The organism is Paenibacillus taichungensis, assembly GCF_003287275.1.
Lineage (GTDB): Bacteria > Bacillota > Bacilli > Paenibacillales > Paenibacillaceae > Paenibacillus > Paenibacillus taichungensis_A.
Map to the genome: position 1 here is coordinate 172,681 of NZ_QEVW01000003.1, position 12,707 is coordinate 185,387.

11 protein-coding genes and 1 pseudogene are annotated in these 12,707 nt (G+C 43.8%); 10 read left to right on the forward strand and 2 right to left on the reverse strand.

The window, feature by feature from the left end:
• The 5 genes and pseudogenes from DC345_RS04280 (at position 1) to DC345_RS04300 (ending at position 4,737) form a co-directional block, all read left to right on the forward strand.
• Positions 1-1,326, forward strand: a complete 1,326-nt coding sequence (locus tag DC345_RS04280; RefSeq protein ID WP_258530552.1) for an MFS transporter — start codon at positions 1-3, stop codon at positions 1,324-1,326.
• Between the two features lie 204 nt (positions 1,327-1,530).
• Positions 1,531-2,604 carry an ankyrin repeat domain-containing protein gene (locus DC345_RS04285; protein WP_113052043.1) on the forward strand — a complete coding sequence of 358 codons (1,074 nt, stop codon included), beginning with the start codon at positions 1,531-1,533 and terminating at the stop codon, positions 2,602-2,604.
• 71 nt (positions 2,605-2,675) lie between these two features.
• Positions 2,676-3,215 (forward strand): annotated as a pseudogene (locus DC345_RS04290) (aldo/keto reductase); the annotation flags it as partial.
• A 95-nt stretch (positions 3,216-3,310) separates the two neighbouring features.
• Positions 3,311-3,895, forward strand: coding sequence for a cupin domain-containing protein (locus DC345_RS04295; RefSeq protein WP_113052045.1), 585 nt, complete (start codon positions 3,311-3,313; stop codon positions 3,893-3,895).
• Positions 3,896-4,065: 170 nt separating this feature from the next.
• Positions 4,066-4,737 (forward strand): hypothetical protein, encoded by a 672-nt coding sequence (locus DC345_RS04300; protein WP_113052046.1) that lies wholly within the window; start codon positions 4,066-4,068, stop codon positions 4,735-4,737.
• 104 nt (positions 4,738-4,841) lie between these two features.
• On the opposite strand, the gene DC345_RS04305 is transcribed toward DC345_RS04300, so the two are convergent.
• On the reverse strand, positions 4,842-5,729 hold the full coding sequence (locus DC345_RS04305; RefSeq protein ID WP_113052047.1) for a LysR family transcriptional regulator: 888 nt from the start codon (positions 5,727-5,729) through the stop codon (positions 4,842-4,844).
• Between the two features lie 112 nt (positions 5,730-5,841).
• Between DC345_RS04305 and zwf the strand changes: the two genes are divergently transcribed.
• The 4 genes from zwf (at position 5,842) to DC345_RS04325 (ending at position 10,934) form a co-directional block, all read left to right on the forward strand.
• Entirely contained in the window at positions 5,842-7,359 is a 1,518-nt protein-coding gene (gene zwf, locus DC345_RS04310) for a glucose-6-phosphate dehydrogenase (protein ID WP_113052048.1), read from the forward strand.
• 43 nt (positions 7,360-7,402) lie between these two features.
• Positions 7,403-8,068: a fructose-6-phosphate aldolase gene (gene fsa / locus DC345_RS04315; protein WP_063563123.1), complete on the forward strand. Its 666-nt coding sequence runs from the start codon at positions 7,403-7,405 to the stop codon at positions 8,066-8,068.
• 58 nt (positions 8,069-8,126) lie between these two features.
• Entirely contained in the window at positions 8,127-9,545 is a 1,419-nt protein-coding gene (gndA, locus tag DC345_RS04320) for an NADP-dependent phosphogluconate dehydrogenase (protein ID WP_113052049.1), read from the forward strand.
• A 285-nt stretch (positions 9,546-9,830) separates the two neighbouring features.
• Entirely contained in the window at positions 9,831-10,934 is a 1,104-nt protein-coding gene (locus DC345_RS04325) for a metallophosphoesterase (RefSeq protein WP_113052050.1), read from the forward strand.
• 34 nt (positions 10,935-10,968) lie between these two features.
• On the opposite strand, the gene DC345_RS04330 is transcribed toward DC345_RS04325, so the two are convergent.
• Complete coding sequence (locus tag DC345_RS04330) at positions 10,969-11,601, reverse strand: stalk domain-containing protein (protein ID WP_113052051.1); 633 nt, start codon at positions 11,599-11,601, stop codon at positions 10,969-10,971.
• 148 nt (positions 11,602-11,749) lie between these two features.
• On the opposite strand from DC345_RS04330, the gene licT reads away from it, so the two are divergent.
• On the forward strand, positions 11,750-12,592 hold the full coding sequence (gene licT / locus DC345_RS04335; protein ID WP_113052052.1) for a BglG family transcription antiterminator LicT: 843 nt from the start codon (positions 11,750-11,752) through the stop codon (positions 12,590-12,592).
• Positions 12,593-12,707 lie beyond the last annotated feature (115 nt).

A 12,707-nucleotide genomic window follows, 5' to 3' on the forward strand; every position in this document is an offset into this window, starting at 1 on the left:
ATGAAACAGATGGAGAACAGGTCATTTGGCAAATTTCTGTTGGTATGGTTCGGACAGCTCATATCTACAATTGGGATCGGAATGACGGCATTCTCCCTTGGGGTGTACGCATTTGAGAAAACCCATATGGCGACAGCTGTGGCGCTGATTACACTGTTTACCTTTTTGCCTAATATCTTGTTGCGGCCTATAGGTGGAGTCCTTGCAGATCGTTTTGACCGACGTATGATGATGGTCATAGGTGATCTTGGTTCTGCCGCTGGTCTCGTTTTTATCTGGGTCATGATCCTGATCGGAAATATTGAACTATGGTATCTCTATGTTGGCGTCACTTTCAGTTCCATGTTCTCGGCTATTCAAAGTCCAGCCTATAAGGCTTCAGCCACCGATTTGCTCGATAAAGATCAATATTCAAAGGGTAGTGGCCTGATGCAGCTGGCCGAATCATCCAAGTTTTTATTTTCGCCCATTATAGCGGGCATTCTGCTCAGTATAACAACCATTGAAGTCATTCTGATCATTAATATGTTAACGTATCTGGTTGCGATCCTGGCGGTACTTGTTATCCGCAAAAGCATTAAAGCAGAGCGAAGTAATGCTGAGAGGAAACCCTGGCTTGCTGAGCTTAACGAAGGCTGGATTGAAGTCACTACGAATAAAGGCGTGCTTCTGCTTGTTATCATTATTTCAATTATCACATTTTATTTGGGATTTCTTGAGACGCTCATTGGTCCTATGATCTTATCGTTCTCGGATTCAAGGACGCTTGGAACGTTCCAATCTGTGAGCGCGATCGGTATGCTGATCAGTAGTTTATGTATTGGCATGTTCATTCTAAGTAAAAAATATTCAAAAATACTTGTTCTGGGTCTGGTTATGTCCGGACTATCATTCTCCCTCTTGGGATTTTCCACCAATATTTATTTCATTATCTTTGCAGGCTTCCTGTTTTTGGCCTCACTGCCTTTTGTCAACATGAGTGCAGATGTATTAGTGCGTAATAACATATCCAACGAGAAACAAGGCAGGGTGTGGGGCATCATTGGCATTTTATCGCAATTAGGTTTTATTGTGTCCTATAGTCTCGCAGGATTTTTGGCGGACCGTGTCTTTAACCCGATGTTGGTGGAAGGTGGATCACTCGCTTCGACCGTAGGATCATATATCGGCGTTGGCCCAGGAAGAGGCATTGCGCTGTTGTTTATTATTGCAGGGGTATTTGTAATCGTTATTGCAGCCATCACTTCTCAACTTAAATCCATTAAGGGGTTAGAGAAGGGGAGTGATGTTGTGTCAACAGACCCAACGAATTTAGCGCATGATTAATTGAGTTGATGTGATGTAGTTTAAAGGATGATATCGGCCCCGGAACTTTATGTTTCGGGGATGGTTTGTTTGAAAGGCTTTAGGACTGGAATCATGATTTTGGTAGAGGTTTGTACAAATCAAAAGGATAGCAGGTATACTAATAATAATGAGCATCAGGGGCTTTTAGTCGTGTAGATATTTAACCAGTGGGAGGTTATAGCTTTGTTCAAAATCGGAAACCAAGGTACGTTTGAAACGTTGCCTGATCACGCCATGGCGATTTATAAGGGAGATGTTATTGCTGTAGAAGAATTCATTAAACAGGGCATGGATCTCGAAAAAGAGATTACGCTCAGCAAATACATAGCATTGACGCCATTGGATATTGCCCTAATCACCAATCAACAGGCAGTCGTCAAGCTTTTGGTGGATAATGGAGTAAACTTGAATGTAAAGGATAATCCAGCGATCCTAAAGGCGGTCAGATATGGCGGGGAAGAGATCATCTCATATTTGCATCAGAAGGGTGCCAAATTGAACGGTTTGAGCAAGGTGAAGTCAAATGCGTATGATGAAGCCTATTACGGTAACAAAAAGAATATGGCAGTGCTGAAGGGCCTCGGACTGGATATTCAAAAATATGGTGGAAAAACGTTACGAAAGGCCGTTTCGAATCACGATATGAAGATGGTCCAGTATTTGCTGGACGAGGGCGTGGACATCAATTACAACGAGTCCGATATGGTGTATCCATATAAGGCAACACCGCTTACGGTAGCAGCTCGCAACAACAATATGAAGATGGTTCAATTTCTGGTGGAACAGGGGGCGGATGTGACCATTCAGGAGAAGGACGGAGAACGAGCATACACGATTGCGATTAGTCAGAAGAATGCGGAAATGGCAGAGTATTTGAAAGCTCATGAGCCGCAAGACTTTCACAATCTGAGCAATAAATTGCATGTACTCAAATCGTACAAGCTGCCTAATGCATTAATCCGTTTTCTATCGGAAGGTCCGCGAAGAATCGACTTGCCAGACAATTCGTCCAGCGTGGGATACATCGAATTCTTCCATCTGATCGATACCGTAGAGATGAAGCTGGGCAGACAGAAACTACTGCGCATATCCTCTAACGTGGATCAGTACTCCCATATCCTGATCGTCTGGAATCCAAGCAAAAAAATGATTGGCTACGCAGATATTGAACATCAGGAGATTGGAAATATATGTACGATCCCTGAATTTCTAGCTGACCCGAGTAAGAAGCTCACAGAACTTTTCGATCAAATATAACTAAGGATTGATAATGCAATTATTAAATATTTATTCACTAATGTATACGTAAATTAACAAGAAAGAGCCAGGTACAGCAGGGTAAGATCCGTTATATAGGTCTGTCGGAAGCATCTGCAGAGACAATTCGTCGTGCGAATGCCGTTCATCCCATCACAGCACTCCAAACAGAGTATTCATTGTGGTGTCGTGAGCTTGAGGATGAGATATTGCCTTTGCTTGGCGAGTTGAACATTGGACTTGTACCCTACAGTCCATTGGGGCGCGGCTTCCTAACAGGTCAGATCCGATCGATAGACGACCTGCAAGAGGACGATTATCGTCGTCATTATCCACGTTTCCAGGGTGAGAATTTCGAGAAAAATCTGGAGGTAGTGCACATGATCCAAGAGCTGGCTATGCAAAAAGGATGCACTGCTTCTCAGCTCGCACTCGCCTGGTTACTCGAAAAGGGGGAACATATCGTTCCGATTCCAGGTACTCGCAGTTTGGAGAGAGTCCACGAGAATCTTGGTGCCTTACAGGTTTCTTTTACCAATGATGAATTGGCTGAGATTGAACGGATAACTCCCAAAGGATTTGCCGCAGGCGGCAGATACCCGATCGGATAAAAATTGCGATGGAACCGTGTCCCCGGTATTATCTCCGCTAATTAGCGCATACAGTACAACAATGAGATGTATGCCTATAAGGAGGAAACAGCGGTATGACTAATCCGATTCTACAATCCCCGAACGTTCAACTGGCGGCCGATTCGACAGCGGTGTTGAATTATCAGCGTGATTCGCGCAATTATATTACCCAGTTGTTTGGACCGCAGCTGCCTACGATCAAAAATGGATTCTTCAATGTACACATGAGCAAAGGTATTATTGTTCAGCCACACTGGCATACAAATGTGACCGAGATGGTCGTTCTGATTAACGGGGAAATTACCACCTCTGTCTACGATCCGTTTAAGCGGGAGCGGATAAGTTATCACTTGAAGCCAGGTCAGGTTTCGATATTCCCACAAGGATGGTTTCACTGGTTTGTGGCGGAGACCGATGATGTGCACTTGTTGACGATTTTTGATCAACCTACACCGGACATTGTGCTGGGGGCTGACTTCCTGGCTGCAACACCGCCTGAAGTTGCCCATCGTGCGTACTGTATTGATGAGGAGGCTTACAGGACGGCAGTGGCATCCATCAAAAATGACGCTATTTTGGGACCTCCGATTGGATGTGTAGATTCTGTTTCCGATCAGGCGATCAAAGCTTCCAAATCATCCAAAAACTCAAAGGGGTAACGTTATCTCGTTCTCCTATCAAATGAACGATTTCAGGCCCGTGATCGGAAAATTTTCCGATTACGGGCTTAAGTTTCGTTCCAATTAACACATTCCGAATTCTCTGTTAAGATAGGCATAACATTGGTTTGTTACAGTAGTAGCACTCAAAGAATGTGGAGGGACGATCCATGACCATGACTGAGCAAGAAATGCTGGAAACCGCGATGAGTTATGCACCAGTATTGATGTTTGATCGAAATGAACCCTTTTACCCGGATTATGTAGGCGTTTCCATTCTGGATCAATCAGGACCTTCACCGTCATTCCAGCGGGAAATTCATTTTCCGGTTGAGGCAGTCCAATATGTGATTGAATTTTCGATTTGGTGGGATTATGAAATTGGGCACTTGTACGAAATGGAGCATGTGTGGATATATGTGGGCCATGACGGTGAAGTCGTGGATTGTGAAGCCAGCTTCCATGGCAGAGTACTTCGGGGATTGCTGAAGGATCGAGTGAATGTGGTTGGACGCCATGTGTGTCTATACTCGCAGCCAGGTAAACATGCTTTTTCTCCGATCCCTGTAGTGTTTGAACTGTTGCCGGATTTGTATAGTGCAGCAGGCGCCAATGCGGGTTGTGACGGCCTGCTCGTGAACGAGATGTTCAAAGGTTATTTCCAGACCAATGAAGAGATTGATGCCAGCGTGCGTAGTTTCCTGCAGACTAAGGCGTTTGTTCCCTCTATGGAGTTTGAAGAGTTTTTGCTTGAGCCAAGTCTATTCATGTCCTGGCAGCAACTGTTTGCTATGATTCCTGAGAGAATTGAGAGCAGATTGAGAGAACTTGATTTAAGATAAGAATTGGTTAGTTGTTTACTTGGAAAATGAATATAAAAAAGTGCTTCATCATCCTTTTGGAATGACGAGGCACTTTTTTTTGTAGACCTGTAGACTAATGAATCTTAATCTGCCTTGAAAATGAGATCCATAAACCGGTTGGCTGCCAGGGAAATTGGCATATTACGCTTTGTCATGATGCCCACATGTGAAGGGGGCAGGGCAACATCCAGCTGAATTTCAAAGAGAGAGCCTTCTTCCAGCTCTTTGGAAATAAATTCACGGGTAACATACGATATGCCCAATCCCCTCCGAGCAAACTCGATTAACAAATCCACACTGCCGACCTCAATTTCAGGTTTGAGTGTGTAGCCATAGCTGTTGAACAGCTCCGTAATTGCCATCCGAACCCGGCTGTTTCTGGAGAAAAGAATCAGTTGATGTTCCAGCAGCATTTCTAATGTCATAACTTTATCCTTCAGTTGGGCATAACGTTCGCCCGCGACAAAGCAGTCTTTGAGCTGGATACTTTCCCTGACCTCAAGTTGGGGATCGACAATGGGCATCCGCACAACACCCAGATCAATTTTGCCTTCTTTAAGAAATGTAATGACTTCCGGCGTTGTCCCATGACTTAGATGCAGCTTGATGTTAGGGTAAAGCACATGAAATTCTTCCAGATAGGACAGCATGTAATGCTTGAACAGCGAATCACTGCCACCAATCCTTAGTTCCCCGTTGTCTAAATTCTTCAAAGCAGCCATTTTCTCCTCGGCCAGAGAGATCAGAATCTGGGATTGTTCAATATAGGAATACAGACTTACACCTTCCTGTGTTAACGCAACCCCCTTGGAATTTCGGTAAAACAACGTGAGGCCAAAGCTTTCTTCCAACTGTTTAATGGCATGACTGACACTTGGTTGAGTAATATATAGCGCTTTGGCGGCTTGGGTCAAACTGCCTGTTTTGGCAGCCCAATAGAATACCTTATATAATTCATAATTTGTTGTCATAGATATCGTCTATAGCTCCTGTGAAATATATTAATTACTTGTATGGCTATGAAACGTATTATAGTGTAACTACAGCAAAGAAACCAGAGTTACTTGGAAGGAGAATAGTGAGATGGAACCAACGAGCATTATTTTATTTGGTGCGACTGGCGATTTAGCCAAAAGAAAAATATATCCAGCCTTATATAATTTATACATTGAGCAAAAACTTCCGGCATCCTTCTCGCTGATTGGCTTGGGACGCAGAGAATGGTCTGATGAATTCTTTCAGGCACAAGTGGAAAAATCATTAAATGAATTTTCCAGACGCCCTGCTGATCCTGAAGTTGTAAAATCATTCGTACAGGCTTTCCGTTACAGTGTATTGAATATAAGCCATAAGGAAGATTATATAGAGCTGTTAAATTTAGTGGAACAAAGAGAGGCTGAACTTGGCATTCCATCCAATCGTCTGTTCTACCTTTCGGTTGGGCCAGAATTCTTCGAACCCATTGCAGAGAACATTCAGGGTAGTGGACTTGGATCAACTGAGGGCTGGAAACGCCTTGTGATCGAAAAGCCATTTGGACATGATCTACAATCAGCTCGTGACCTGAATCGCAAATTAAGCGAAGCGTTCACCGAAGAGGAAATTTATCGGATTGACCACTATTTGGGCAAACCAATGGTACAACGTCTTGAAACCTTGCATCAGAGCAATCCGATCATGAAGGCGTTGTGGAACAACCGTTATATCTCCAATGTGCAGATCACCGCTAATGAGACTGTTGGCGTGGAAGAACGGGCATCCTATTATGATCATGTAGGCGCTGTGCGTGACATGTTCCAAAATCATATGCTGCAATTGCTTATGATGATGGCGATCCAGCTTCCATATAACAGCACCTCGGAAAAAGTCGGTTTGAAGAAAAAACACATCATGGAATCGATCCAGCCACTGCAAAAGCAAAACGTGGGTGCAAGCGTCATTCGCGGACAGTATGCTGAAGGAAACATTCAAGGCAAATCCGTTAACGGATATGCAGCTGAACCGGGTGTTGCCGAGAATACGATGAATGATACTTTTATTGCTGCCAAATTGCAGATTGATGACTTCTTCTGGCGCGGAGTACCTTTCTATATCCGTACCGGCAAACGAATGAAGGAGAAATCAACTCGCATTGTTATCGAATTCAAGGAACCATCCGGACAGGCTAACGTGGTTAACGGTTCCAAACCGAACCTGCTTGTGATTGAGATGAGTCCTGATCAGAGCATGACGCTGCAGCTGAATGCAAGCGACCCTCAAAACAAAGGGGAGTTCAAACCTGTTCATATCGATCTGTCACCAGATCGTGAGGACCTGGCTGAGGCTTATGAGAACTTAATTCATGACGCATTGCATGGCGATCCAACGTTCTTTGCCCATTGGGATGAAGTAGAACTGTCTTGGGCTTGGGTACAACCTATTCTGGATGCATTCCAGGAGAATTTGCTCCCACTTCATCTGTACCCGGCTGGAAGTTATGGACCAGCAGAGTCGGATGCGATGCTCGCTGCGGAAGGGCACCACTGGTGGTTTGACCAACCTGCCGATCAGCTGGCTGAAGATGATATTGAAGTTCCTCTGGCTGTTAATGCAAATCTGTAACATAAAAAAACAAAAAAAACATATCCCTTGGAGGTAATTGAATATGAAATTTTTCATCGATACAGCAAACTTGGTAGACATCAAAAAAGCATACAAAATCGGTGTACTGTCCGGTGTAACAACAAACCCGTCATTGGTAGCCAAAGAAGGCGTGAAATTTGAAGATCGTATTGAAGAAATTTTGCGTGAGGTACCTGAAGTTGAATCCGTATCTGCAGAAGTAACACCAGATGCAATCACGGCTGAAGAGATGATTGCTCAAGCAGACGAACTGATCAAAATCAATAACAACGACAAAAACATCACAATCAAGCTGCCAATGACACTTGCAGGACTTGAAGCTTGCCGTTACCTGACCAAAAAAGGTGTGAAAACCAACGTAACGTTGATCTTCACAGTGAACCAGGCGCTGCTTGCTGCTCGTGCAGGTGCAACATATGTATCCCCGTTCCTGGGACGTCTTGATGACATCTCCGAAGATGGCGTGCAATTGGTTGCCAAAGTTGCTGAGCTGTTCCGTACACATAACCTGGATGCACAGATCATTGCGGCTTCTGTAAGACATCCGGACCACGTTACACGTGTAGCAATGGCAGGAGCACATATCGCTACTGTTCCATTCTCCGTCATTGAACAAATCTCCAAACACCCACTGACAGATCAAGGCATGGAGAAATTCGCAGCAGACTGGAAAAAAACAGTTCAGTAATAAGATTGTTGATCTCGAATTTTAACCTACTATATATAAAGAGTATTGGGAGGACATAATGAGTAAACAACAGATCGGTGTCATCGGACTTGCAGTAATGGGTAAAAACCTTGCCCTTAATATTGAAAGCAAAGGATTCTCGGTATCGGTATTTAACCGTTCCCCGGAGAAAACGAATGATCTTCTCAAAGAAGCCGAAGGCAAAAACCTGGCAGGCGCGTTCTCGATTGAAGAGTTCGTAGCTTCCCTGGAATCCCCACGCAAAATCCTGATCATGGTTCAAGCGGGTAAAGCAACGGACGCTACCATTGAACAACTGCTGCCACACTTGGACGAAGGCGACATCATCATTGATGGAGGGAACGCATACTTCCCTGACACCCAACGCCGCAGCAAAGATCTGGAAGCCAAAGGTTTCCGCTTCATTGGTGCTGGTGTATCCGGTGGTGAAGAAGGCGCACTTAAAGGCCCGGCAATCATGCCAGGCGGACAAGAAAGTGCTTATCAGTTGGTAGAACCGATCCTGACAGCGATCTCCGCTAAAGTTGGCGACGATGCTTGCAGCACATATATTGGACCAGACGGTGCTGGACACTACGTGAAAATGGTGCACAATGGTATCGAATACGGTGATATGCAGCTGATCGGAGAAGCGTATCATTTGCTCAAATCCGTGCTGAATGTTTCCGTTGAAGAATTGCATGCCATCTTCTCCGAATGGAACCAAGGCGAGCTGGATAGTTACCTGATTGAAATCACGGCAGACATCTTCTCCAAATACGATCCAGAAACCGGCAAACCAATGGTTGATGTCATTCTGGATGCAGCTGGACAAAAAGGAACAGGTAAATGGACAAGCCAAAGCGCGCTGGATCTCGGCGTACCATTGTCCATGATCACAGAATCCGTATTCTCTCGCTTCCTGTCTGCAATGAAAGACGAACGCGTGGCAGCAAGCAAAATCTTGAATGGACCTGCGGTTGAGGCATTCTCTGGCGACAAAAAAGCGTTCATCGAGAATGTGCGCAAAGCGCTGTTCGCAAGTAAAATCGTATCTTACGCACAAGGTTTTGCTCAAATGCGTGCAGCTTCAGACGAATACGGCTGGGATCTGAAATACGGCAACATCGCCATGATCTTCCGCGGTGGCTGCATCATTCGTTCGCAGTTCCTGCAAAACATCAAAGAAGCGTATGACAAAGATGCAGCACTGAAAAACCTGCTTCTGGACCCATACTTCCAAAACATTGTTGAATCCTACCAAGGTGCATGGCGTGAAGTTGTTGCAGCTGCGGTAACGCAAGGAATTCCGGTTCCTGGATTCTCCAGCGCGTTGTCTTATTATGACAGCTACCGCACTGAGCGTTTGCCTGCAAACCTGTTGCAAGCACAACGTGACTACTTTGGTGCTCACACATTCAAACGTGTGGACAAAGAAGGTTCATTCCACTTCCAATGGATGGACACCAACGAGTAATATGTAATTCGAGATCATTCAGCATTCCTGTGCTTGTTCATGATGTTAGTCAGTCATGAGCGGACGCAGGAATGCTTTTTTATGCAGATGACAGGCTATGGTAGGCGTATCGTCTAAATAATGATTGAAATTTAAGTGTTCCAAATTGTAATAAAATGTACGCATCTGAGGAATGGAAACAGATGTCCTCACCGCTTTAACTACGTTATACTTGTTCAGATGGACTAGAATTTGGTTAAGAGAAAATTCAGCAATCAACTTATTGACGTGGAGGTTAACGGAAGCATGTTCGTACTTGCTGGCATCTTGTTTTTGGTTGTGTATGGTTTATTAGTGTTTTACATAGGACGGAGCGGATGGAACTGGATGAAGCCGGTTGTATCTGCAAGATTTCGTTGGTTTTACATCGTTGCGCTTGTATTTCTTGCAATTTCGTTCATACTGGCGAGGTTGTTTGGAAGTGTTTCTTTTCTGAGTGTTATTGGTTCTTACTGGCTTGCAATCTTTTCTTTGCTGTTATTAATTCTGCCAGTGGTTCATCTAACGCTATGGTTACTTAGACTAACCCGTATTCCAAGACATTACGCTCATAAATGGGCAGGTGTGGTCACTCTCGTGCTGTTGTTGTCCACGTTGGGCTATGGTCTCTATAACGCCTATAGTCCAGTCGTAAGACAATACAGCATTCAGATTGATAAAAAAGTGGAAGGTGTCGACAGCCTCAACATTGTTATGGCTGCGGATATGCACTTTGGCCTGCTGTCCGGTCCTGCTCACGCTAAACGCATGGTGGAAGAAATTAACGCACTGAAGCCGGATCTGGTTCTCTATCCTGGTGATATTATCGATGACAACCTAGATATGTATCTCAAGAGTGGAATTGCGGAAATTATCAGCAGTATTCAGGCCCCTTACGGAGTATACGCCTCACTGGGCAATCACGACAAGTATAATGGTCCGATCGAGGATCTGATTGCAGCTCTGGAGAAGAGCAATATGCAAGTTCTGTATGATGATAAAATTACATTAGACGATAAGATTACGCTGATTGGACGGAAAGACCGGACAGAGAAGGATCGTGCAGAAGTAGCGACATTGATGCAGGATACCGATTTGAGCAAGCCAGTGCTCATGATGGATCACCAGCCTTATGATTTGGATATTGCGGAGCAAAATCATGTAGATTTGGTTGTGTCTGGTCACACCCATCGTGGTCAGATCGCACCCGCTCAGTTTATTACTAAGGCCATCTACGAGAATGATTGGGGTTATTTGCAAAAAGGGTCTATGCACTCCATCGTAACCTCAGGATTTGGCTTCTGGGGACCTCCAATTCGCACAAGCAGTCGTTCGGAGATTGTACAGATTAATGTGACGTTCCAACAATAATGAAAGGCCCTTCGAAAGAAGGGCCTTTCAATAACTATAGTTTAACCATTTTCTTGGATTTGAAGTTCCATTCGTAGACTTCCCCTGTGTACATATGTATATAGTAAAGGCCATAAGTTATTTCATGTGTTTCTCTGTCAGAGTATGAACGCATTACATAATAATCTCCGTCTTTTGGTTCCTCTCCAACAGTTAGACTATACATTTCGATTTCTTTTTTAATTTTTTTATATAACAGTTCAAACGCTTGATCCCCGGTTAATTTAATTTGTGGTTGTTTGCCGATATACACATTGTTTGACTTCAAAGCTACGTTCTCACCGAGTGCAGAACTTATACTTCTAACTGGTACATATGTAGTGTTGTTATAGGTTATTGCATTAGTGGTCGACTTCTTTGTTCCGTCTACATAAATATTTACTTTCTGCAGTAAAGCTTTTATTGGCGTTCCTGATGCTGCATAAGCTGTAACTCCTGTAAGCATTGATCCAATTGTGATACCAATTACTTTAGTTATAATCTCATTGGATTCAAGCGATGAGTCGTTGGGAATGTTTCGTTTGAATCTGCTCCCAAATGTGAATATTAAAACATATGCACACTTAAACGTGGAATCATAGGGAAATGACTCAATTGAGGGAATGAAGTGGAAGATCAGTGGTAGCATTTTGGGTTGACACCGTTTTCAGGTTATGATAAATTAGATCCGAGGCTTGTTACCGGTAATGCGGGCAAAACCACTATGGAAATGATTTTATTATTTCTATTTTGGTTTTGCCCTTTTTTAATCCTCAAAAAAAACAGGTGGGTCCATAATGATTATTAAACAGATATTTAATAACAATATTGTCAGTACCGTGGATGACAAGAAACAGGAACTACTGATCCTCGGCCGGGGTATCGGATTTAAGTTCAAGGCGGGCGATGAGATTGATGAAGAACGGATTGAGAAGGTATTCCGGCTTCAGGATGCATCGATCTATGAGAAGTTCAAGTCCATCGTCACGGAAGTGCCGATTGAAATTCTGCAGGCGACAGATGATATTGTGACATTGGCACGTACGCAATTGAACAAAACGATCAGTGACGGGATTTATGTCTCACTGTCGGATCACATTCATTTTGCTGTCCAGCGTCTGGAAAAGGGAATGATTACACGCAATCCGCTCTCCTGGGAAGTGCAGCATTTCTACAAGGCCGAGTATGACGTGGCCAGGGAAGCGCTCACCTTGCTGAAGGAAAGACTGGATGTGGAGTTTCCGAAGGATGAAATATGCAACATAGCACTGCATTTCATCAATGCGGAAGTTAATGATTCCATGAACGATGTTACTCATTTGATGCAGCTGCTTCAGGAGATCATGAACATTATCAAATATCACTTCAATGTCGAATTGGATGAAGATAGCGTCAACTATTTCCGTTTCATTACTCATTTGAAGTATTTCTGCCAACGGGTAATTACTCACTCGTCACATGACGATGCGGAGGAGTATTTATACGAGGTCGTACGGAAAAACTATCCCGAAACCTTCAAATGTATCGGCAAGATTGAGACTTTTATCCATAAGAACTATCAATATGATATGACGCATTCGGAACAGTTGTATCTGACCCTTCATTTGGAGCGGTTAATGAAACCGAAGCGTGAGCAATGAACTATCAGCACATGAACCAGAACCTAAGTAAATATCAAATGGGCTTGTTACTGTTCAATCAGGCAATACCCGAATGAATGACACGTAGAAGACGTGGCTATTTGTTCGGGTATTT

Coding starts and splice junctions, on each gene's coding strand:
- DC345_RS04280 (WP_258530552.1), top strand. CDS start 1: ATGAAACAGATGGAGAACAGGTCATTTGGCAAATTTCTGTTGGTATGG.
- DC345_RS04295 (WP_113052045.1), top strand. CDS start 3,311: ATGACTAATCCGATTCTACAATCCCCGAACGTTCAACTGGCGGCCGAT.
- DC345_RS04300 (WP_113052046.1), top strand. CDS start 4,066: ATGACCATGACTGAGCAAGAAATGCTGGAAACCGCGATGAGTTATGCA.
- DC345_RS04305 (WP_113052047.1), bottom strand. CDS start 5,729: ATGACAACAAATTATGAATTATATAAGGTATTCTATTGGGCTGCCAAA.
- zwf (WP_113052048.1), top strand. CDS start 5,842: ATGGAACCAACGAGCATTATTTTATTTGGTGCGACTGGCGATTTAGCC.
- fsa (WP_063563123.1), top strand. CDS start 7,403: ATGAAATTTTTCATCGATACAGCAAACTTGGTAGACATCAAAAAAGCA.
- gndA (WP_113052049.1), top strand. CDS start 8,127: ATGAGTAAACAACAGATCGGTGTCATCGGACTTGCAGTAATGGGTAAA.
- DC345_RS04325 (WP_113052050.1), top strand. CDS start 9,831: ATGTTCGTACTTGCTGGCATCTTGTTTTTGGTTGTGTATGGTTTATTA.
- DC345_RS04330 (WP_113052051.1), bottom strand. CDS start 11,601: ATGCTACCACTGATCTTCCACTTCATTCCCTCAATTGAGTCATTTCCC.
- licT (WP_113052052.1), top strand. CDS start 11,750: ATGATTATTAAACAGATATTTAATAACAATATTGTCAGTACCGTGGAT.